Origin of the sequence: Streptomyces sp. NBC_00207 (assembly GCF_045160965.1) — a bacterium.
In the GTDB taxonomy this organism is placed as follows: Bacteria; Actinomycetota; Actinomycetes; order Streptomycetales; family Streptomycetaceae; genus Streptomyces.
In genome coordinates this window covers 2,792,015-2,810,981 of sequence record NZ_CP130715.1, presented here as the reverse complement: position 1 = coordinate 2,810,981, position 18,967 = coordinate 2,792,015, and the positions used below count along the sequence as shown (strand labels likewise).

19 protein-coding genes are annotated in these 18,967 nt (G+C 73.1%); 12 read left to right on the top strand and 7 right to left on the bottom strand.

Features of this window, described 5'->3' with window-relative positions:
* The first annotated feature begins 8 nt into the window (after positions 1–8).
* Both dapD and OG472_RS13430 read left to right on the top strand, forming a co-directional pair.
* Positions 9–989: a 2,3,4,5-tetrahydropyridine-2,6-dicarboxylate N-succinyltransferase gene (gene dapD, locus OG472_RS13435; RefSeq protein ID WP_030706992.1), complete on the top strand. Its 981-nt coding sequence runs from the start codon at positions 9–11 to the stop codon at positions 987–989.
* A 142-nt stretch (positions 990–1,131) separates the two neighbouring features.
* Complete coding sequence (locus OG472_RS13430; protein WP_405829609.1) at positions 1,132–1,551, top strand: hypothetical protein; 420 nt, start codon at positions 1,132–1,134, stop codon at positions 1,549–1,551.
* Positions 1,552–1,575: 24 nt separating this feature from the next.
* Here OG472_RS13430 and OG472_RS13425 read toward each other — a convergent pair whose 3' ends face one another.
* From OG472_RS13425 to OG472_RS13415, 3 genes are all read right to left on the bottom strand, one after another.
* A complete protein-coding gene (locus OG472_RS13425; RefSeq protein ID WP_401600847.1) occupies positions 1,576–1,830 on the bottom strand; it encodes a hypothetical protein in 255 nt (84 codons plus the stop codon).
* A 143-nt stretch (positions 1,831–1,973) separates the two neighbouring features.
* Positions 1,974–2,492, bottom strand: a complete 519-nt coding sequence (locus OG472_RS13420; protein WP_401600845.1) for a GNAT family N-acetyltransferase — start codon at positions 2,490–2,492, stop codon at positions 1,974–1,976.
* 69 nt (positions 2,493–2,561) lie between these two features.
* Positions 2,562–4,403 carry an endonuclease/exonuclease/phosphatase family protein gene (locus OG472_RS13415; protein WP_405829606.1) on the bottom strand — a complete coding sequence of 614 codons (1,842 nt, stop codon included), beginning with the start codon at positions 4,401–4,403 and terminating at the stop codon, positions 2,562–2,564.
* A 391-nt stretch (positions 4,404–4,794) separates the two neighbouring features.
* Between OG472_RS13415 and OG472_RS13410 the strand changes: the two genes are divergently transcribed.
* The gene (locus OG472_RS13410; RefSeq protein WP_405941468.1) at positions 4,795–6,315 is read left to right on the top strand and encodes a hypothetical protein; all 1,521 of its coding nucleotides are present in this window, start codon (positions 4,795–4,797) and stop codon (positions 6,313–6,315) included.
* Positions 6,316–6,629: 314 nt separating this feature from the next.
* Entirely contained in the window at positions 6,630–8,069 is a 1,440-nt protein-coding gene (locus OG472_RS13405; protein WP_401600836.1) for an alkaline phosphatase PhoX, read from the top strand.
* Positions 8,070–8,144: 75 nt separating this feature from the next.
* Here the strand turns inward: OG472_RS13405 and OG472_RS13400 are convergent, their stop codons facing one another.
* From OG472_RS13400 to OG472_RS13385, 4 genes are all read right to left on the bottom strand, one after another.
* Entirely contained in the window at positions 8,145–8,321 is a 177-nt protein-coding gene (locus OG472_RS13400) for a hypothetical protein (protein ID WP_383569276.1), read from the bottom strand.
* 102 nt (positions 8,322–8,423) lie between these two features.
* The gene (locus OG472_RS13395) at positions 8,424–9,695 is read right to left on the bottom strand and encodes a TerD family protein (RefSeq protein ID WP_401602425.1); all 1,272 of its coding nucleotides are present in this window, start codon (positions 9,693–9,695) and stop codon (positions 8,424–8,426) included.
* A gap of 62 nt (positions 9,696–9,757) precedes the next feature.
* Complete coding sequence (locus OG472_RS13390; protein WP_401600834.1) at positions 9,758–9,979, bottom strand: hypothetical protein; 222 nt, start codon at positions 9,977–9,979, stop codon at positions 9,758–9,760.
* 127 nt (positions 9,980–10,106) lie between these two features.
* On the bottom strand, positions 10,107–11,630 hold the full coding sequence (locus tag OG472_RS13385; protein ID WP_405941467.1) for an aldehyde dehydrogenase (NADP(+)): 1,524 nt from the start codon (positions 11,628–11,630) through the stop codon (positions 10,107–10,109).
* A gap of 127 nt (positions 11,631–11,757) precedes the next feature.
* Between OG472_RS13385 and OG472_RS13380 the strand changes: the two genes are divergently transcribed.
* The 8 genes from OG472_RS13380 (at position 11,758) to OG472_RS13345 (ending at position 18,930) form a co-directional block, all read left to right on the top strand.
* Positions 11,758–12,540, top strand: a complete 783-nt coding sequence (locus OG472_RS13380) for an IclR family transcriptional regulator (protein WP_361757166.1) — start codon at positions 11,758–11,760, stop codon at positions 12,538–12,540.
* 94 nt (positions 12,541–12,634) lie between these two features.
* On the top strand, positions 12,635–13,618 hold the full coding sequence (locus OG472_RS13375) for a hypothetical protein (RefSeq protein ID WP_405941466.1): 984 nt from the start codon (positions 12,635–12,637) through the stop codon (positions 13,616–13,618).
* Positions 13,615–14,904 (top strand): sensor histidine kinase, encoded by a 1,290-nt coding sequence (locus OG472_RS13370; protein WP_405941465.1) that lies wholly within the window; start codon positions 13,615–13,617, stop codon positions 14,902–14,904. Before OG472_RS13375 ends, OG472_RS13370 begins: the two co-directional genes overlap by 4 nt.
* Before the next feature lie 128 nt (positions 14,905–15,032).
* On the top strand, positions 15,033–15,686 hold the full coding sequence (locus OG472_RS13365) for a response regulator (RefSeq protein ID WP_401602423.1): 654 nt from the start codon (positions 15,033–15,035) through the stop codon (positions 15,684–15,686).
* Positions 15,687–15,748: 62 nt separating this feature from the next.
* On the top strand, positions 15,749–17,197 hold the full coding sequence (locus tag OG472_RS13360) for a peptidoglycan D,D-transpeptidase FtsI family protein (protein WP_401600825.1): 1,449 nt from the start codon (positions 15,749–15,751) through the stop codon (positions 17,195–17,197).
* A gap of 63 nt (positions 17,198–17,260) precedes the next feature.
* Complete coding sequence (locus tag OG472_RS13355) at positions 17,261–17,890, top strand: GNAT family N-acetyltransferase (protein WP_405941464.1); 630 nt, start codon at positions 17,261–17,263, stop codon at positions 17,888–17,890.
* Positions 17,844–18,050 carry an antitoxin gene (locus tag OG472_RS13350; RefSeq protein ID WP_362232355.1) on the top strand — a complete coding sequence of 69 codons (207 nt, stop codon included), beginning with the start codon at positions 17,844–17,846 and terminating at the stop codon, positions 18,048–18,050. The genes OG472_RS13355 and OG472_RS13350 overlap by 47 nt, the downstream gene beginning before the upstream one ends.
* A gap of 172 nt (positions 18,051–18,222) precedes the next feature.
* Positions 18,223–18,930, top strand: coding sequence for a DsbA family oxidoreductase (locus OG472_RS13345; protein ID WP_401600819.1), 708 nt, complete (start codon positions 18,223–18,225; stop codon positions 18,928–18,930).
* Positions 18,931–18,967 lie beyond the last annotated feature (37 nt).

The following is an 18,967-nucleotide window of genomic DNA, read 5'->3' as shown; positions in this document are numbered from 1 at the left end:
TTTCGGATATGACTGCTACGCGTACCACCGGCGCCGTCGCCGCCGGACTTGCCACCCTCACCGCCGACGGCACCGTCCTCGACACCTGGTTCCCCGCCCCCGAGCTGGTCGCCGAGCCCGGCCCGGCCGGCACCGAGCGCCTCACCGCCGAGCAGGCCGTGGAGCTCCTCGGCGCCGCCGCGGCCAAGGCGATCCGCACGGACGCGGTCCGCGGAGTCGAGGTCGTAGCCGTCCGTACGGTGATCGCCTCCCTGGAGGACAAGCCGCTGGACGCGCACGACGCGTACCTGCGCCTGCACCTGCTCAGCCACCGCCTGGTCAAGCCGCACGGCCAGAACCTCGACGGCGTCTTCGGGCTGCTCGCCAACGTCGCCTGGACCTCGCTGGGCCCGGTCGCGATCGACCAGGTCGAGACCGTCCGCCTCAACGCGCGCGCCGAGGGCCTGCACCTCCAGGTCACCTCGATCGACAAGTTCCCGCGGATGACCGACTACGTCGCCCCCAAGGGCGTGCGCATCGCCGACGCGGACCGCGTCCGCCTCGGCGCGCACCTCGCCGAGGGCACCACCGTCATGCACGAGGGCTTCGTCAACTTCAACGCCGGCACCCTCGGCACCTCCATGGTCGAGGGCCGCATCTCCGCGGGCGTCGTGGTCGGCGACGGCTCCGACATCGGCGGCGGCGCCTCCACCATGGGCACCCTCTCGGGCGGCGGCAAGCAGATCATCTCGATCGGCGAGCGCACCCTGATCGGCGCCGAGGCAGGCGTCGGCATCGCGCTGGGCGACGAGTGCGTCGTCGAGGCCGGCCTGTACGTGACCGCGGGCACCCGCGTCACCCTGCCGGACGGCCAGATCGTCAAGGCCCTGGAGCTCTCCGGCGCCAGCAACATCCTCTTCCGCCGCAACTCGGTCACCGGCGCCGTCGAGGCCCGCCCGTACAAGGCGGCCTGGGGCGGCCTGAACGAGGTCCTGCACAGCCACAACTGACGCTTTGCCGGTCGCCGGCGGTCAGCACCGAACGCCCTCTCGGCCCGTCACGGGCCGGGAGGGCGTTCGGTCGTCTGGTACTCGGTCGCGACTGAGTACGTGCGCTCTGGCCGGCAGTGGGGCCGGAGGGGAGGCTGGGAGCATGCGACGACGACTCCTCTCCGGCCCAGCTCCCCGCCCCCTGATAGCCGTGCTGCTCGCCGTGGTGGCATCGGCGGCGTGGGCCGCCTGGCTGGGCTGGGACCAGCAGCGCGACGTGCACCCCGACGGTACGCAGACCGGGCCCTACGAGGCCTGGCAGGTGATCGGGCTCGTGCTGACCCTGCTCGTGCCGGTGTGCTGGGCGGCATTCCGGGGCCACGCGGCGGGCACCGTCGCGGGCGTCACGGCCGGCCTGACGATCGCCGCCGCCTACGACTGGTCGGACGACGCCAGCGGGCTCTTCGTGATCGGCGCGGGGATGGTCATGGTGGGGAGCCTCGCCGTGACCGCCGGCGTCTGCGCCCTGGTCGGCGCCGTGGGACGGCGGCGGGCCCCGGCCCGCGCCCGCGAGCAGGCCTAGGGGCAGGGGCAGGGGCGGCGGCGGTCAGTGCAGGGGGATCGTCCGGATCAGGCCGGCGAAGGCCTGCTGTTCCGCCTCGGTCAGTTCCACCGACTCCATCGGGTGCGAGGCGGAGCTGCGCTGGGCCGGGATCATCGGCAGGCCCTCGTGGGCGGCGGGCTCCGGGTGCTGGAAGCGGCTGCCCCACAGCATGTGGCCGAGTCCGACGACCCAGACGATCGCAGCCACGAGCAGGACGGCGAGGCCGATTTCCTGGGCGAGTGGGATGGAGGGGAACACGCGGATCCTCCAGGGAGGGGGCGGTGCAAGCCGGGGCAAGATCGGGCGTGGAGACACTCAACACCACAACCGGTGGATTCGGTAGGGATGTGTCGAGCGTCACGCCAGGGCCGAAAGTCCCCACCTTGCCCGGAAAGCGCCCGTTACGGCTCCAGCTGCAGCTTGAAGCCCTCGTGGCTGCGTGCGAAGCCCAGCCGCTCGTAGAAGCGGTGGGCCGCGGTGCGCCGCTTGCTGCTCGTCAGCTGGACCAGGCCGCAGCCGCGCTCGCGGGCCCGCTCGACGGCGAGGCGCATCAGCTCCGCGCCGAGTCCCGCGCCCCGCCGGTCCGCGCGGACCCGTACGGCCTCCACCACGGCCCGCTCCTGCCCGTTCTGGCCCAGGCCCGGTATGTACGTCAGCTGGAGGCAGCCGAGGACGATCTCGTGCGCCTCGTCCGACGCGTGCGCTCCGCCAGCGCGGTCAGGTCCTTCCGCCCGGTCCGGCCCTTCCGCTCCGTCCGTGAGGACCAGCATCTCGTTGCGGGGATCCGCCTCGATGGCGGCGAAGGCCCGCTCGTGCGCCTCGCCGACCACGATCGAGGCCGGGTCGAGGACCCGGTCCTCGTCCGCGAGCAGGGCGAGTACGGCGGGCAGGTCCCGTCGGGTGGCGGTGCGGAAGGTCATGGCCGGATTGTGGCAGGGGGTCCGGCCCGGACGGCGGCCGGACCCCCTGCGGCCCGTGGGAGCGGGGTGTTACGGGCGGAAGCGCAGCACCTGCGGGTCGTGGTCGCTGTTCTGCGCCGCGAACTCCGCGTTGATGTGCACGCTGTCGTACGTGAACTTCTTGATGGCCGGGCTGGTCAGGATCTGGTCCAGCACCTGGGCGTTGCCCTGGTAGACGTACGAGTAGCGCTCCGCCTTCGGCAGCGACTTGATCGCCGGGTACAGCGCCCCGCCGTCCGCCAGCGCGTTCGTCGTCGCCGAGAACTCGAAGTCGTTGATGTCACCGAGGACCAGGACGTTCGCGTTCTTGTCCGCGGCCAGGATCTCCTTGACGAAGCCGTTCACGGCCTGCGCCTGCAGCAGCCGCTTGGCCTCCGAGGAACGGACCGGCGGCTGGTGGTGCGAGGTCAGGCCCTCGTCGCCGCCCTTGGAACCGAAGTGGTTGGCGATCACGAAGACCGTCTTGCCGCGGAAGACGAACTCGCCCGCGAGCGGCTTGCGGCTGTCCGCCCACGCCGGGTTCGCGGGGTCGACGCGGCCGGGGGAGTGGGTCAGGGCGGCCTTGCCGTTCTCCTTGACCACGCCGGTCGCCGTCACCGCGTCGCCCGGGGCGCGCTCGGTGAAGGAGACGCGCGCCGGGTTGAAGAGGAAGACCTGGCGGATGTTGCCGCCGGGCTCGCCGCCGTCCTTCTTGTCCTCGGGGTTGACGGTCCGCCACTGGTAGGCCGGGCCGCCCGCCGCCGTGATCGCCGCGGTGAACTTCGTCAGCGTCTGCTCGGCCGAGACGGTGCCGTCGTTCTTGGCGCCGTTGTCGTCCTGGATCTCCTCCAGGGCGAGGACGTCGGGGGAGGCGAGGTTCTCGACGACGGCCTTCGCCAGCGCGTCGAACTTCTCCTGCGGGTCGGTCGGGTCGAGGTTCTCCACGTTGTACGTGGCCACCGCGAGCTCCTGCTCGGCCTGCGGCTTGGTCTTCTCGGGGGCGAGGGTGCCCGCCGCGACCGTGCCGAGGGTGCGGGCCACCAGCGTGTAGCCGCCGAACTGGTTGAAGTCCAGCGGGCCCTCGGTGGTGCCGGTCAGCTTGTCGCCGACGTTGGCCACCGGGAAGGGCTGCTGCGCGAGGGGCGCGAGCTGCTGGATCTGGAGGCGGCCGGTGTTCTGGGACTCGTAGGAGCCGTAGATCGTGCCACCGCGCTTGGCGGTGTTCTCCCAGCCCTTCACCGTGACCCACAGCTCCGAGTACGGGTCGGTGGCGCCGACCACGCGGGAGGTGCCGATGCGGACGTTCATGCCCTCCAGGGACTCGTAGTAGTCCAGGGCGTAGCGCGCGGGCTGCAGGGTCAGGCCGTTGATGCTGCCGGCGGCGGCCGGGTCGCCCGCCGGGGCGTACTCCGCGGGCACCGAGTACTCGTTGATCGCGGTGGCCTCGGGCAGCGCGTTGCCGGAGGAGACCACGGTCACCGCCGGCTTGGAGATCTGGGTCACCGACTGGTTGCCGGAGTTCAGGCCGCCGGGGACGTACTCGCCGACGGTGCCGGAGACCTTCACCGCGTCGCCCACGGCGACGGTCGGAACGGAGCTGGTGAAGACGAACACGCCTTCACTGGTGGCGTCGTTGTCGTCGGCGTCCGGGTCCTGGATCCAGAAGCCGCGCGAGCCGTACGTCCGCACGCCCGTCACGATGCCCTCGACGTCGGTGACCTGCTTGCCGTTCAGCGGGGATATCCGGGTGGTGCCCTGGATGTCGTGGATGCGTATCGGATCGGCGGACACGGCGCCTTCGGCCGCGTCGGCGGAGCCCGCGAGCAGGCCGGTGGCCAGTGCGGTGGCGACGAGGGCCGCGACGGCGGCGGAACGGGGATGCGAGGAGCGCATGGGCAGGAACTCCGGTGTGGGAGAGGGAAAGGAGGGGCGCGGCAGCGGGGTCGCAGCGAGATCTGCGGGAGGCGTGCCGCTCCCGATACATCTACGCGCGTCAATTTCCTGTGTGGCCAGCAAAGTTGTCAAGCCCTCCAGGGAATACGACAGCTGACTGTGGGATGAACCAAAGGTGATGGACCGCCGGATGGTCCCGAAATGCGTCTACGCTGGAGCGCCGAACGACGGCCACCGCTGTCATCTGCGCCACATCTGCCCTGCGCCGGCCTGCCTGCCATGTCGGCCATGTCGCCGATGTCCGCGCGCACATGACGGACCAATCGGTCGTCACGGCCCGCCGGCCCGGCTGCGCGCCCGGCCCCACCGCGTCCGCGAGGAGAACAGCACCATGTCCGCAGAGTCGCACCCCACGCTGCCGCCGGTACGGCTGCACTCCGACGCGGAACTGGCGCGCGACGCCCTCGTCGCCCCGCTGTTCGCGCGCGCCGTACGCCTCGCCCGCTGGGCCGGACCCGGGACGCGCGTCGGCATCGGCGGTGAACTCGTCGCGGACCAGCTGCCGGAGGCCGTCACGGTCCTCGGCCTCGACGCCGCCGACGCGGACTCCGCCGGGTACGCGAGCCAGGCCTGGCGGGTGGCCGTGGACACCGGCCTGGTCGACGTGACGGAGCCGGAGGAGGACGCCGGTCCGGCCGGCGGCCCCGGGGCCGGGCAGGGCGGCGAGGAGCGGTTCGGCACGGCCGCGCCCGGCGAGGACCTGGCGCTGGTGACGAGAGGTGCGCCCGGCGACGTGCTCGACCTGTGGCTGGCGGCCCTGGACACGGTGCTCGCCGACGCGGCGGTGCCCGACCTGGACGGCCTCGTCGACGCGCTGGACGCGGGCGGCGAGGTCGACTTCGACCGGCTGGACTGGAACCCGGGCCGCGAGGCGGACTTCCTCGACGGGGTCCTGGCCAACCTCTACCTGCTCACCGTCACCGAGGGGGGAGCGGCGGACCGGCCGGTTCCGCTGCCGGTGCTCGCCGCGTCGATGGTCGTCCCCGACGACATGGGCGAGCCCACCGACGCCGTGCTGGAGCAAGTCTCGGACGCGATGATGCGCCTCGACGACCAGTTCAGCCAGCTGGAGCCGATCGGGCTGGTCGAGTTCCGGCCCGTCGACGAGGAGCTGATGGCGGAGGCCGACGAAGCGGAGATCGCCGCCGGCGCCGCCCAGGCGGGCGGCCCGGCCGCCGTGGACGACGAGGACGTCTCCCGCTACGGCATGGTCCGCCTCACCCCGCTCGGCCTGTACGGGATCCGGGCCCGCATGCTGGAGGCCGGGGTCGAGGCCCCCGCCGTCGGCGAACTGGCCGACAAGGGCGCCGACGCACTGCTCGACGCGGTCTCCTTCTACCCCGAGAACGCCGCCCAGGCCGAGATCGAACAGTGGCTGGCCGGCCGCGAACTGCCCGCAGCGGTCGCCGAACTGCTGGCCGCCGCACGCGGGGACGACGAGGCCGGCCCGCTGCGCCGCCTCCGGTGCCAGCAGGCCCTGGCGCCGGCCGGGCCGGAGGCCGAGCCGGCGGTCCGCGCGGTGCTGGACGACGCGGAGCTCGGCGGACTCGCCCGGGTCTGGCTGGCGGAGCGCGGGGTGGCCGACGTACCGGCGCCGGACCCGGAGATGGTGTTCTGGCTGACGGTCGACACGATCGCGGCGCAGCTGGCCGCCGACGGGGAGACGGAGGAGCTGCCGCTCCTGATGGAGACGCTGACGGCCCATCACGCGGGGTTCTTCGATCAGGTGTGGCGGGTGGAGCACCCGGCGACGGCGTACGTCCTGGAGGCGATGGGCCGGCTGCACCCGGACAAGAAGGCGGCGAAGGAGGCCCGCAAGGCCGCGTTCAAGGCACGTTCCCGCCGCCCCTGAGCCGAGCGGTGGTGGTGGGCAGCGGTGGCGTAGCAGTGGGGGCGGTGGCGGTGGCCGGTGGGGTTGGCCGACGTGGCCCGTGGGGGCCGGTGGGGTTGGCGTGGCCGGTGGGGCCGGGCGGCCCCGGAATCCCGGGCGCCCCGGCCGGGGTAGTGACAATGCGCCGTTCCTGCGGCCGGAGTTGGCCATTCCGGCCTCCGGCAAGGGGACTGATCCTCTTCGTGGGTAGTTCAGCCGCCGTTCACGTGCGGGCGAGAGCGTGTGCGCCGACGACCGCACGACAGGCGCACCACCTCCCCACCCCAGGAGAACCGATGCCGCTCAGCCGTAGAGACTTCACCGCCCGCACCGTCATCGCCGGCGCGGGAGTCGCGCTCACCGGGACGGTCGGCGCCCTCGCCACCGCTCCGGGAGCGCTGGCGGCCGACGACAGCACCCGCCGGGACGAGCACGGACGGCCCTGCGAGCCCGGCTACGGCCCGCTCGTCCCCGACCCGGCGGGCATCCTCGCGCTCCCCGCCGGGTTCAAGTACCGCGTGATCACCCACAGCGGGGTCACCACGCTGGAGTCCGGCGAGAGCACCCCGTCCAACCACGACGGGACCGCCGCCTTCGAGGGCCACCGAGGAGTCACCCTCCTCGTCAACAACCACGAGCTCAAGGGCCCCCGTTCGGGCTGGGCCCACCCCGTCCCGCTCACCGAGGGCCTGGTCTACGACCCGGCCGCGGCCGGCGGCTGCACGGTCGTCGAGGTCCGGCGCGGCGGCGAGGTCGCCGAATGGGTGGGCATCGCCGGTACGTCCACCAACTGCGCGGGCGGCTCCACCCCCTGGGGCACCTGGCTGACCTGCGAGGAGAACTCCGACCTCGCCGGCAAGAACGGCATGACCAAGGACCACGGCTACGTCTTCGAGGTCGACCCGCACGACCGGCGCGCCAACCGCGACCCGCGCCCGGTCAAGGCCTTCGGCCGCTACGACCACGAGGCCGTGGTCATCGACCCGCGCCAGGGCCACGCGTACCTGACCGAGGACGCCTCCGGCCCCAACGGGCTGCTCTACCGCTGGACCCCGCCCCGCGGCTTCCACCACGGGCGCGGCAGGCTCCGTACGCTCGCCGCCGACGCCGGCGTGCTGCAGGCCGCCAAGTGCATCGACAGCTCGGGCCGGTTCGTCGACGACTTCTCGCGCGCCACGAAGATCGGCACCGTCTACGGGGTCGACTGGGTGGACGTCCAGGACCGTGACGCCCGGACCGTTTCGGTGCGCAAGCAGTTCGCGGACGGGGTGGTGACGCGCGGGCGCAAGCTGGAGGGCATGTGGTGGGCCGACGGAGGCGCGTACTTCGTCTCCTCCTACGCCCGTGCGGAGAGCCCGGGCGCGGCGCACGACGGCCAGGTGTGGTTCTACGACCCGAAGCGGCGCACGGTCCGGCTGACCGTCCTGATCGGTGTCAACGCGGATCCGTCGGTGGACGGCGGCTACGACGGCCCGGACAACATCACCGTGTCGCCGTACGGAGGGCTGGTCATCGCCGAGGACGGCTCGGGGCTGCAGCACCTGTTCGGCGCGACCGACTCGGGCCGTACCTACCCGCTGGCGCGCAACGAGCTGAACATCGGGTCGGCCGAGGAGCCGGAGTACTCCGAATTCACCGGTGTCTGCTTCTCCCCGGACGGGCGGACGCTGTTCGCCAACATCCAGAGCCCGGGCATCATGCTGGCCATCACCGGGCCGTGGCGGCGCGGCCACTGACGCGGGCGGAGCCCGGGCGGCCCCACGGGCGCGAGCGCTCGTACGGGCATGGCGCGGGCGCCTGGGCGCCCGCGCTCACTGGCCTGCGGAAACCTCCGCGCGCGAGCCGTCGGCCCACTCGGTGAGCAGGAACTCATACGCCGCCGAGGGCCACTCGCCGTCCACCCGGGTCTCGACGAGGAGCCGTATCGCCTCGTTCGCCTCGGCGGCGGACGGGCGGGCGGGTCCCGCGGGTGTGAGTGTCTGGTGCATGGTTTCAAGGCTACGGGCGGGCACTGACAGCAACGTACGGATTACGCGTGGCATCCATCACCCGGGATGCGCCGCCGTGGCTGCCGGTGCCCGCCCACCTGCTCAGAGTGCCTGCGCGGCGGGCTTGACCATGCCGCGCACTGTGCGCGACTTCACAAACTCGCCCATGGCCGTCATCTCCCACTCGCCGCTGAACTGCTTGATCAGCTTGGCCATCATCACGCCGGTCTGCGGCTCGGCGGAGGTCAGGTCGAAGCGCACCAGCTCCTCGCCGCTCGCCGCGTCGATCAGGCGGCAGTAGGCCTTCGCCACCTCGGTGAACTTCTGGCCGGAGAAGGAGTTGACCGTGAAGACCAGGCCCGTGGCCTCGGCGGGGAGCCGGCCGAGGTCCACGACGATCACCTCGTCGTCGCCCGCGCCCTCACCGGTGAGGTTGTCCCCCGAGTGCTTGACGGAGCCGCCCAGGATGGACAGCTTGCCGAAGTAGCAGCTGTCGATGTGGTTGCGCTGGGGGCCGTACGCGATGACGGAGGCGTCGAGGTCGATGTCCCGGCCGCCGAAGGCGGGCTCCCAGCCCAGGCCCATCTTCACCTGGGAGAGCAGCGGGCGGCCGCCCTTGACCAGGGAGACGGTCTGGTTCTTCTGGAGGCTGACCCGGCCCTTGTCGAGGTTGATCTTCCCGGTGCCGGGCGGGGCGGCCGGGGGTGCGGCGGGCGCCGCCGCCGGGACCGGCGCGGCGGGGGTGACGGGGGCGGCCGGGGTCGTGGCGCCGCCGAGCCAGGGGGAGGGCGGGTAGGAGACCGGCGGGGCGGGGGGCGCGGGCGGCGCGGGAGGTGCCGGGGCGACGGGCGGAGTGACGGCGGCGGCCGCGGGAGCCGGCTCGTCCTCCACGGAGACCCCGAAGTCGGTGGCGATGCCGGCGAGGCCGTTCGCATACCCCTGGCCGACCGCGCGCACCTTCCACACGCCGCCGCGCAGGTAGATCTCGACGACGACGAGCGCCGTCTCGGTGCCCAGCTGCGGCGGGGTGAAGGAGGCGATCACCGTGCCGCCGTCGGCGCCCCGCACGGTGGCCGTGGGCTCGATGCCCTGGAAGCTCTGCCCGGCGGCGTCGGGGCTGGCCGTGACCACGATCCGCTCGATGCCCGGCGGCACCGCGCCGGTGTCCACCGTGATCGAGTCCGGCGCCGCACCGCCACCGGACCGGTAGCTGACACCGGGGCCGGAGGGCTGGTTGAAGAAGATGAAGTCGGCGTCGGAGCGCACCTTGCCGTCGGCCGTCAGGAGCAGGGCCGATACGTCGAGCCGCACCGGCGCAGCCACGTCCACCGTCACGCGGACGGTGTTGAGCGGCAGGTTGGAACCAGGGGTCATAGCGGTCATGCCCGGAGAACGACCGGAGGGGCTTTGCCGTTCCCTTACCCTCGCGCGAGATTTCAGCGCCGGTTGCGGGGATGGTTCCGCGCCGCGCGCTCGTTGCCGAACTTGTACGAGCCGGTCCAGCGGGCCATGACCAGCTGCGCGTCGCCGGACTCCACCTCGGCGAGGAACTTCTCCGCCCGGGCCCCGCGCAGGGTGGCGGCGGTGCGGCCCTGGTGGGTGATGACGAGGCACTGGGCGCCGAGTGCCTCGTACGTGAATCCGTGCGGCTTCGGCATGGGGCGCAGCCTGCCCGCCGCGAGCGGGGCGGGCAACGGGTTTACGGGTGGTGGCCCCGCCTGGGCGCGTCCCGGCCTGGGCGCGTCCCGGCCGGGGTTACGCCCCCCGGCCGGGTACGCCCTGCGCTCAGTCGCCCGTGACCCGGCGCGGCAGCCCCAGCGGATTGGCCTCGCGCAGTTCCGCCGGAAGGAGTGCGTCCGGCACGGACTGGTAGGCCACCGGCCGCAGCCAGCGCTCGATCGCGGTTCCGCCCACCGAGGTGGAGTGCGAGGTCGCCGCCGGGTAGGGGCCGCCGTGGTGCTGGGCCGGGGCCACCGCCACGCCGGTCGGCCAGCCGTTGACCACGATCCGGCCCGCCAGCTCCGTGACCTGCCCGATCAGCTCGGCGGCCGGGCCCGGTGCGCCCTCCGTCTCGGCGGCCGACAGCTGGAGCGTGGCGCTCAGGTTCCCGGGGAGCCGGCCGAGCACCGCGCCGGCCTCGCCCTGGTCGGCGTACCGCACGACGACGGTGACCGGGCCGAAGCACTCCTCCAGGAGCAGGTCGTGGGCGCCGCCCCCGAGCAGGTCCCCCGCCCGCACGGTCAGGTAGCCCGCGCCGACGGTGTGCTCCCCGCCGGAGCCCGGGGTGACGGGCGCGTCGACGCCGGGCAGCCCGGCCCGCTCGCGCACCCCGGAGACGAAGTTCTCCCGCATCCGGTGGTCGAGCAGCACCCCGGGCTCGGTCTCCCCGAGCGCCTTGGTGAGCGCGCCGGTGAGGCGGTCGCCAGCCGGGCCCTCGGGGACCAGCACCAGCCCGGGCTTCACACAGAACTGGCCGAGGCCGAGGGTGACCGAGCCCGCCAGCCCGGCGCCGATCTCCTCGGCGCGCTCGGCGGCCGCGGCCGGGGTGACCACGACGGGGTTGAGGGAGCCCAGCTCGCCGTGGAAGGGGATCGGCACGGGCCGGGCGGCAGCCGCGTCGAACAGTGCCCGCCCGCCCCGGATGGAACCGGTGAATCCGGCGGCGGCCACCAGCGGGTGGCGGATCAGCTCCAGGCCGGCGTCGAACCCGTGGACCACGCTCACCACTTCGGCCGGAAGTCCGACGGAGGCCGCCGCCCGGCGCAGCAGCGAGGCGCACAGTTCGGAGGTGGCGGGGTGGTCGGGGTGCGCCTTGACGACCACCGGGCAGCCGGCCGCCAGCGCGCTCGCGGTGTCACCGCCAGGGACGGAGAAGGCGAGCGGGAAGTTGGAGGCGGCGTAGACCGCGACCACGCCGAGCGGGACCTTGTAGCGGCGCAGTTCGGGGCGGGGCGGACTGAGGGAGGGGTCGGCGCGGTCGATCCGGATGTCGAGGTAGGCGCCCTCGTCGACCGCCTCGGCGAAGGCGCGCAGCTGGCCGGTGGTACGCGCCAGTTCGCCGGTGAGCCGGCCCGGGCCGAGAGCCGTCTCGGCGTCGGCGGCCTCGATGACGTGGGCGGCGGACTCGTCGAGCAGCGCGGCGGCGGTGCGCAGGAAGGCGGCGCGGACGGTGGCGTCGGCGAGTGCGCCACGGGCCGCGTGGGCCGCCCGTACGGTTTCGGCCACCTCCTGGGGCGTGGCCTCCACCGCAACCTGCTCGCGCTGCTTCCCGGTGCGGGGGTCCACACTCCAGACTGGTGTCGTTGTCATGGCCCACTGCCTCCTGGATCGTTCAGTATTCTGAACGCGGTTCCGGTGGATGAATGATCACATCTGCTGCGGACTCTATTTCCGCGTCCTCCGCGTGACAAGAGGCGACCAGAGGGGAAGCAGGCGTATGACGACGACCGAGTCGGGGATCCCGGTTGCGGCGGCGCCGGTCAAATCGGCGGTACGGACCGTCCTGCTGCTGGAGCACTTCGCGGCGCGGCCGGGGCTGCACAGCCTGGCGGACATCCAGCACGACCTCGACCTGCCCAAGTCCAGCCTCTACATGCTGCTGCGCACGCTGGTGAACCTGGGGTGGGTGGAGACGGACGCGACGGGCACGCGGTACGGAATCGGCGTACGGGCCCTGCTGGTCGGAAGTTCGTACATCGACGGCGACGAGGTGGTCGCCGCCGCCCGGCCCACTCTGGACCGCCTCTCCGACGACACGACGGAGACCATCCACCTGGCGCGGATGGACGGGACGAGCGTGGTGTACCTCGCCACCCGGCAGTCCCAGCACTACCTGCGGCCCTTCACCCGGGTCGGGCGGCGGCTCCCCGTGCACTCGACGGCGCTCGGCAAGGCGCTGCTGGCCACGCACACGGACGAAGAGGTACGGAGGCTGCTGCCCCGGCGGCTGGAGGCGGTCACCGAGCACACCATCACCGACCGGGAGCAGCTCGTCGAGGAGCTGGCGCTGGTGCGGGAGCAGGGGTACGCGGTGGACCGGGAGGAGAACACGCTCGGGCTGCGCTGTTTCGGCGTGGCGGTCCCGTACCGGACGCCGGCCCGGGACGCGGTGAGCTGCTCGGTGCCGGTGGCCCGGCTGACGGCGGGGCACGAACAGGTCATCAAGGCGGCGCTGTTCGAGGCACGGGACCGGCTGTCGGTGGTGACGCGCCGCATGTGACGCGGCGGTGCGGGTGGTTCCTCCCCCGCGCGGGGGAGGTGGTTCCCCTTTGAGGGGGAGGTGGCGGGGGCGGTCGGCGCGGGACCGTTGGGTCATGAGCACACGAGCCGTTCGGACGGCGTACGCGACGAGGCCGCCGGCCCCCGCTCCGGGGGCCGGGCGGCGGACCCTGGGGGCGGTGGCCATCGCGGCCACCGTGCCGTACCTGGCGCTGAAGACCGCCTGGCTGTCCGGGAGCCGGACCGGTATAACGGACGGCAGCGTGCTGCTGGAGCCCGGGCCGTTCTTTATCGCGGCCAATTCCGTCACGCTGGCCATGGACGCGAGCGTCATCCTGCTCGTCCTGGTGCTCACCAGGCCCTGGGGCATACGAGTGCCCGCCTGGCTGCTGGCCGTCCCCGTCTTCGTGGCCACGGGACTGCTGACCCCGATCGTCACGGCGTTCCCGGGCCAACTGCTCATACGGGCGCTCGGTTTCGGGGAGGGCCCGGCCGCGGCGGCCGCGCGCGAGCCGTTCCTGGACCCCTGGGTGTTCAACGTGGTCTACGGCGGCTTCATGGTCCAAGGACTCGCCCTGGCCGGGCTGTTCGTGCCCTACGCGCGAGAGCGCTGGGGCCGGCTGTGGCAGGGCGGGACGGGGGCGCGGCTGCCGTCATCCACGGGGGTGGTGGCGGCGGCCGCGGCCACCGCCGGCCTGGCGGTCGCGGCGGTGTACGCGTACTGGGCCTTCGGCGGCACGGCCGGACTGGGTGCCGAACAGGCGGCCGCGCACTCCGCGGAGACGGGTGTGGTGTCCGCGGTCCACGGGATGTGCGCGCTCGCCGCCGGGGCGGGGGCGCTGCTGCTGGCCCGTGGCGGGGGGCTCCGGGCGCGGTGGCCGCTCGCCCTCGCCTGGATCGGGGCGGGCGCGGCGCTGACCTGGGGGGCCTGGGTGCTGGTCGCTTCGCTGGGACCGCAGCTGGACGGTGGTGAAGGACCTTCCTCCGCAGTCCTGTTGGCCTACGCTGGCCAGATGATCACCGGATCGCTCGCCGCCGCCGTCCTCACCCGCTTCCTCATATCCCGCCGCGAAGGATGAAGCGCGGCGCTCCGGGCCGGCTGCTGGGCTCGCGGGCCCGGCTGCGCTGGATCCACCTGATCCTCGGCGGGGCGCTGCTGATGCCGTACTTCCTCCTCACCCAGGTGGGGGTCGGTATGGCGGCCGGCGGGGCCAATGCCCTCAACTCCTTCCCGCTGACCCTCGCCGCCTATGCGGCGGCCCTGCCGCTGGTCGCGGTGACCGCCGTCTTCGGGCTGGTCCGGCCGCTGTCCGTGGCCGCGGTCCGGGCCATGTGCGGGGTGCCGGGGGAGCAGCTGGCGGAAGGGCCGGCGCGGTCCTGGGCCGCGCGGGGGCGGACCTCCGCCTGGTGGACCCTGCACCTGGGGGTCGGCGCGGTGATCAGCGGGATGACCCTCGCCGTACCGCCCATGGCGGTGCTGCTGATCACGCTGCCGCTCGTGAGCGGACTGCGTGAGGCCGAGCTCGGACTGGGCTGGTTCACCTCCGAGGCCGATCCGTACGTGGCCCCCCTGATCGGGATCGGTCTGCTGGGCGGGCTCGTCCTGTGCGCCGCCGGGGCCGGGGCGCTGCTGGCCCGGATGGCGCCCGTACTCCTCGGGCCGACGGCGGCGGACCGGCTGGCCGCCGCCGAGGAGCGGGCCGCGGACCTGGCCGTGCGCAACCGGCTGGCCCGGGAGCTGCACGACGCGGTCGGGCACGCGCTGAGCGCCGTCACCCTCCAGGCGGTCGCCGCCCGGCGGATGCTGGAGCGGGACCCCGAGTTCGTACGGGAGGCGCTGGCCGCGATCGAGGACACCACCCGGCGGACGGTGGGCGAGCTGGACGCCGTACTGGGCCTGCTGCGGGACGGGGACCCGGCCCGGCCGGACGCGGCACCGGCCCCGACCCTCGGCGCCGACCTCGACGGACTGCTGGCCCGCACCAGGGCGGCCGGCACCACCATCACCGCGCACCAGGACCCCGGCCCCGGCGGGGACTGGACAGGGCTTCCGGCGATCGCCTCCCGCGAGGCGTACCGGATAGTCCAGGAGGGACTCAGCAACGCCCTCCGCCACGGCACCGGCCCGGTGGATCTGCGGATCCGGGTACGGGCCGGCCACGAGAGCGGACACCGCGAACTGGAGATCATCATGACCAATGCGCCCGCCGCCCCCGGCCAAGGGGAGCCCCGCACCACCGGGGGCCGGGGACTGACCGGCTCGGCGGAACGGGCCGCACTGCTCGGCGGCAGCGTCGAGGCCGGCCCGTACGAGGACCAGTGGCGGCTGCGGGCCGTCCTCCCGCTCGCCGGAGGCGACCGATGAGCGCACCGACCCCGCCGACTCCGCCCACTGGGGCGACCCCGCCGACCCCGCCGACCCCGCCCACCGGGGCGATCCCGCCGACTCCGCCCGCCCCGCCCGCCCCGCCGATCCCGGCGGGCCGTCCGCCGCTGCGGATCGTGCTCTGCGACGACGAGCGGATGGTCCGCACCGCGCTGCGGGTCATCCTGGAGGCCGAGCCCGACCTGCAGGTCGTCGGCGAGGCCGCCACCGGCGCCGAAGCCGTCCCGCTGGTGCGCTCACTGGCCCCGGACGTGGTGCTGATGGACGTCCGGATGCCCGAGATCGACGGGATCCGGGCCACCGAGCAGATCCTCGCCACCATGGCCGCGCCGCCCCGGATCGTGGTCGTCACCACCTTCGAGAACGACGCCTACGTCTACGACGCGCTGCGGGCGGGAGCCGTGGGCTTCCTCCTCAAGCGCGCCGACCCCGACGAGCTGATCGGCGCGGTCCGGCTCGTCGCCCGCGGCGACTCGCTGCTCTTCCCCGCCGCGGTGCGCTCCCTCGCCGCCGCCCACACGGCCGGCGGCGCCCCGCCCGCCACCGCGCCCTGGGTGGCCCGGCTCACCGACCGCGAGGCCGACGTACTGCGGCTGATGGCCACCGGACTGTCCAACCACGAGATGAGCGAGCGCCTCGGGGTCGGACCGCAGACGGTCAAGACGCACGTCGCGGCGGTCCTCACCAAGACCGGCTCCCGCGACCGCACCCAGGCGGTCATCGCGGCGTACGAGGGGGGCTTCATCATGAAGAAAAGCTGAGAACCCCGCCACAATCGGGGCAGAGCGGAACGGCTGGGGTCGCCGGGACGTCCTTCTGGGGGATGAACAAGACGATCAGGCGTGCGTCGGTCTTCTGTCTGCTTCTGGTGCTGGCCCTGCTGGTCCGCGTCACCTGGGTGCAGGCATACCAAGGCCAGGCCCTCGCAGACGACAAGCACAACCGCCGGAACCTCATCGGGCAGTACGAGAACCCGCTGGGGAACATCATCGTGGGCGGGGAGGCGATCACCGGCTCGGTGAAGACGGGCGGCAAGGACTTCGGCTACAAGCGGACGTATGTCGACGGCCCCCTCTACGCGCCGATCACCGGGTACAGCTCCCAGGCCTATGGCACGACCCTGCTGGAGGGCATCTACAAGAACGTCCTCAACGGTTCGGACAGCCGGCTGAAGACCGTGATGGACATGCTCACCAACAAGCGGGCCGCCCCCGGCAACGTCCTGACCACGATCGACAAGGGCGTGCAGAAGGCCGCCTACGACGCGCTCCAGGGCAAGCAGGGCGCCGCCGTGGCCATCGACCCCGCGACCGGCGAGGTCCTCGCCGTGGTGAACAACCCCTCCTTCGACCCGGGCAGCATCGCCGGCGCCAACGACGAGAAGGCCTGGACCGAACTCTCCGCGGACAAGGGCAAGGCCCTGGAGAACGTGGCGCTGCGCAAGCCCCAGGCGCCCGGCTCCACTTTCAAGCTGGTCACCCTCGCCGCGGCCATCGAGAACGGCCTCGTGGGCAACCTCGACCAGCCGACCGGCATCGCCGACCCGTACACGATCCCCGGCACCCGCACCCTGCTGCCCAGCGAGGCGGGCTCCGCGGCCTGCAACAACGCCTCCGTGCGCACCGCCCTGCGGTTGTCCTGCAACAACGTCTTCGCCGAGCTCGCCTCCAAGCTCGGCCAGGACAAGATGCGCGCGACGGCCGAGAAGCTCGGATTCAACGTGCAGATCGACACCCCGGTCCGCACCAACCCGCCGAGCAAGTACCCGTCGAAGAAGATGTCGGTCGACCAGGTCGCGCAGACGGGTATCGGCCAGTTCGACGTGCAGGCCACCCCGCTGCAGATGGCGATGGTGACGGCCGCGATCGAGAACGGCGGCAAGCTCGTCGCCCCGCACATGGTCTCCGAGGTCACCGACGGCAACGGCGACGTGCTGGAGAGCTTCAAGGACCCGAAGTCCCAGCAGGTCATGAGCGAGAAGACCGCTTCGATGATCCGGGACGCCATGCGCACGGTCGCCACCGAGGGCGGCGGCAAGCCGGCCCAGGTGGCGGGCGCCGAGGTGGGCGGCAAGACCGGTACCGCCCAGCGCGGCGTCAACAACAGCCTCGCACCGCTGGCCTGGTTCACCTCGTACGGCAAGCTGGGCGGCAAGCAGATCGCGGTCGCCGTGGTGATCGAGAACTCGGACACCGACCGCTCCGAGATCGGCGGCGGCAGGCTGGCCGCCCCCATCGCCCAGAAGATGATGGAGGCGTGGCTGAAGAAGTAGCCACGCGGGCTTCGCAGTCCACGCGCCGGGAACCGCCCGGGTTCCCGGCGCGTTCCCCTTCCCGTGATCAGAGCCGCGGAGCCCGCAGACCTCGACGCCATCGCCGCCCTGCACACGCGGGCCCGGGCCACGTACTACCGGGGCCACATCCCCGAACAGGCCTACGCGGGTGACGTGGAGTTCCACCGGACGCGCGAGGGCTGGTCCCGGGCCGTCGCCCGCGACCCCGCCGAGGGCGCGGTGCTCTGCGCCGAGCAGGACGGCCGGCTCACCGGCGTCGCCGCCTTCCGTACGGAGGGCGGCGAGACCACGCTCACCCAGCTCCACGTCGACCCGGTCCACTGGCGCCGCGGCACCGGAGCCGCCCTGCACGCCGCCTGCCTCGACGTGTGGCGCCGCACCGGGGTCAGCCGGGTCCGCCTGGAGGTCTACGCGCACAACCTCCGCGCCCAGGCCTTCTACGCCACCCACGGCTGGCGCCCGGACCCCTCCACCCCGCACGCGGGCACCCACCGCACCCTCTGGCTCCAGATCGGTCCGCCGCCCGCAGAGGACTCGACCGGGGGGTCCGCGGACGCTCCGGGTGCGGACACCGGCCTTCGCGGAGAAGCTGGAAGCGACCGGCATTCCGTAGAGAGGACGCCCCATGTCCATGCTCGACAAGCTCAAAGACCTGATCAAGGGACACCCTGACCAGGCCCGCCAAGGAGTCGAGAAGGCCGGAGACGCCTTCGACGCGAAGACCGGGAACAAATACCAGAGCCAGGTCGACACGGCGCAGCAGAAGCTCAACGAGCAGATCGGCGGCAACGAGCCCCCCGCCCCCGGGGACCCCCGACCGCCCCAGCGCTGACGAGCCGCCTCCGGACCCGCATGCCCACGGGGACCGCGCCCGTTCACTTGCGGCGCGGTCCCCGCACCCTGCCCGCACGTCCGCTCCCCGCCGTGTCCGGGGAATGAGACGGGGCAGCGGGTGGTTGAAGGGGAAACCGTTTTGTCCCCCGACCCCGGAGAGAAGAAGGATCATGCGCGTCGAGATCTGGAGCGACATCGCCTGCCCCTGGTGCTACATCGGCAAGGCCCGTTTCACGAAGGGGCTGGCCGAGTTCGCGCACCGTGACGAGGTGGAGGTCGTGTTCCGGTCCTTCGAGCTCGACCCGGGCAGTGCCAAGGGGGTCACCGCACCCGTCCTGGAGATGCTCGCCAAGAAGTACGGCCGCACCCTCGACGAGGCGCGGGGCATGGAGGAGCATGTGGCGGCCAGCGCCCGCGCCGAGGGGCTGGAGTACCGGACCGACGGCCGCGACCACGGCAACACCTTCGACATCCACCGGCTGCTGCACCTGGCCGGTGCCCGCGGCCGGCAGGAGGAGCTGCTCGACCTCGCCTACCGGGCCAACTTCGGCGAGGAGCGCTCCGTCTTCGACCCCGAGGTGCTGGTCGCGCTCGCCGTCGAGGCCGGGCTGGACGAGGCCGAGGCGCGTGCCGTGCTCGCCGACGACTCCGCCTACGCCGCCGAGGTGCGGGCCGACGAGCGCGAGGCTGCAGAGCTGGGCGCGAACGCCGTGCCGTTCTTCGTCCTCGACCGCCGCTACGGAATCTCCGGCGGGCAGCCGGCCGAGGTGTTCACCCGGGCCCTGGAGCAGGCATGGGCGGGGCGGGAGATCGAGGAGCCGGCCGCCGAGGCGGAGGCGTGCGAGCCGGACGGGGCCTGCGCCGTCCCGCAGGCATAAGGATGACTTGGGGTGGGAGTAGATAACTCGGCAATGG

Excerpts from the sequence above, each read along its gene's own strand:
- OG472_RS13370 (WP_405941465.1), top strand. The coding sequence starts at position 13,615 with ATGAAGCGCGGCGCTCCGGGCCGGCTGCTGGGCTCGCGGGCCCGGCTG.
- OG472_RS13350 (WP_362232355.1), top strand. The coding sequence starts at position 17,844 with ATGTCCATGCTCGACAAGCTCAAAGACCTGATCAAGGGACACCCTGAC.
- OG472_RS13360 (WP_401600825.1), top strand. The coding sequence starts at position 15,749 with ATGAACAAGACGATCAGGCGTGCGTCGGTCTTCTGTCTGCTTCTGGTG.
- OG472_RS13405 (WP_401600836.1), top strand. The coding sequence starts at position 6,630 with ATGCCGCTCAGCCGTAGAGACTTCACCGCCCGCACCGTCATCGCCGGC.
- OG472_RS13380 (WP_361757166.1), top strand. The coding sequence starts at position 11,758 with ATGACGACGACCGAGTCGGGGATCCCGGTTGCGGCGGCGCCGGTCAAA.
- OG472_RS13400 (WP_383569276.1), bottom strand. The coding sequence starts at position 8,321 with ATGCACCAGACACTCACACCCGCGGGACCCGCCCGCCCGTCCGCCGCC.
- OG472_RS13410 (WP_405941468.1), top strand. The coding sequence starts at position 4,795 with ATGTCCGCAGAGTCGCACCCCACGCTGCCGCCGGTACGGCTGCACTCC.
- OG472_RS13395 (WP_401602425.1), bottom strand. The coding sequence starts at position 9,695 with ATGACCCCTGGTTCCAACCTGCCGCTCAACACCGTCCGCGTGACGGTG.
- OG472_RS13390 (WP_401600834.1), bottom strand. The coding sequence starts at position 9,979 with ATGCCGAAGCCGCACGGATTCACGTACGAGGCACTCGGCGCCCAGTGC.
- OG472_RS13345 (WP_401600819.1), top strand. The coding sequence starts at position 18,223 with ATGCGCGTCGAGATCTGGAGCGACATCGCCTGCCCCTGGTGCTACATC.
- dapD (WP_030706992.1), top strand. The coding sequence starts at position 9 with ATGACTGCTACGCGTACCACCGGCGCCGTCGCCGCCGGACTTGCCACC.
- OG472_RS13415 (WP_405829606.1), bottom strand. The coding sequence starts at position 4,403 with ATGCGCTCCTCGCATCCCCGTTCCGCCGCCGTCGCGGCCCTCGTCGCC.
- OG472_RS13385 (WP_405941467.1), bottom strand. The coding sequence starts at position 11,630 with ATGACAACGACACCAGTCTGGAGTGTGGACCCCCGCACCGGGAAGCAG.
- OG472_RS13420 (WP_401600845.1), bottom strand. The coding sequence starts at position 2,492 with ATGACCTTCCGCACCGCCACCCGACGGGACCTGCCCGCCGTACTCGCC.
- OG472_RS13430 (WP_405829609.1), top strand. The coding sequence starts at position 1,132 with ATGCGACGACGACTCCTCTCCGGCCCAGCTCCCCGCCCCCTGATAGCC.
- OG472_RS13375 (WP_405941466.1), top strand. The coding sequence starts at position 12,635 with ATGAGCACACGAGCCGTTCGGACGGCGTACGCGACGAGGCCGCCGGCC.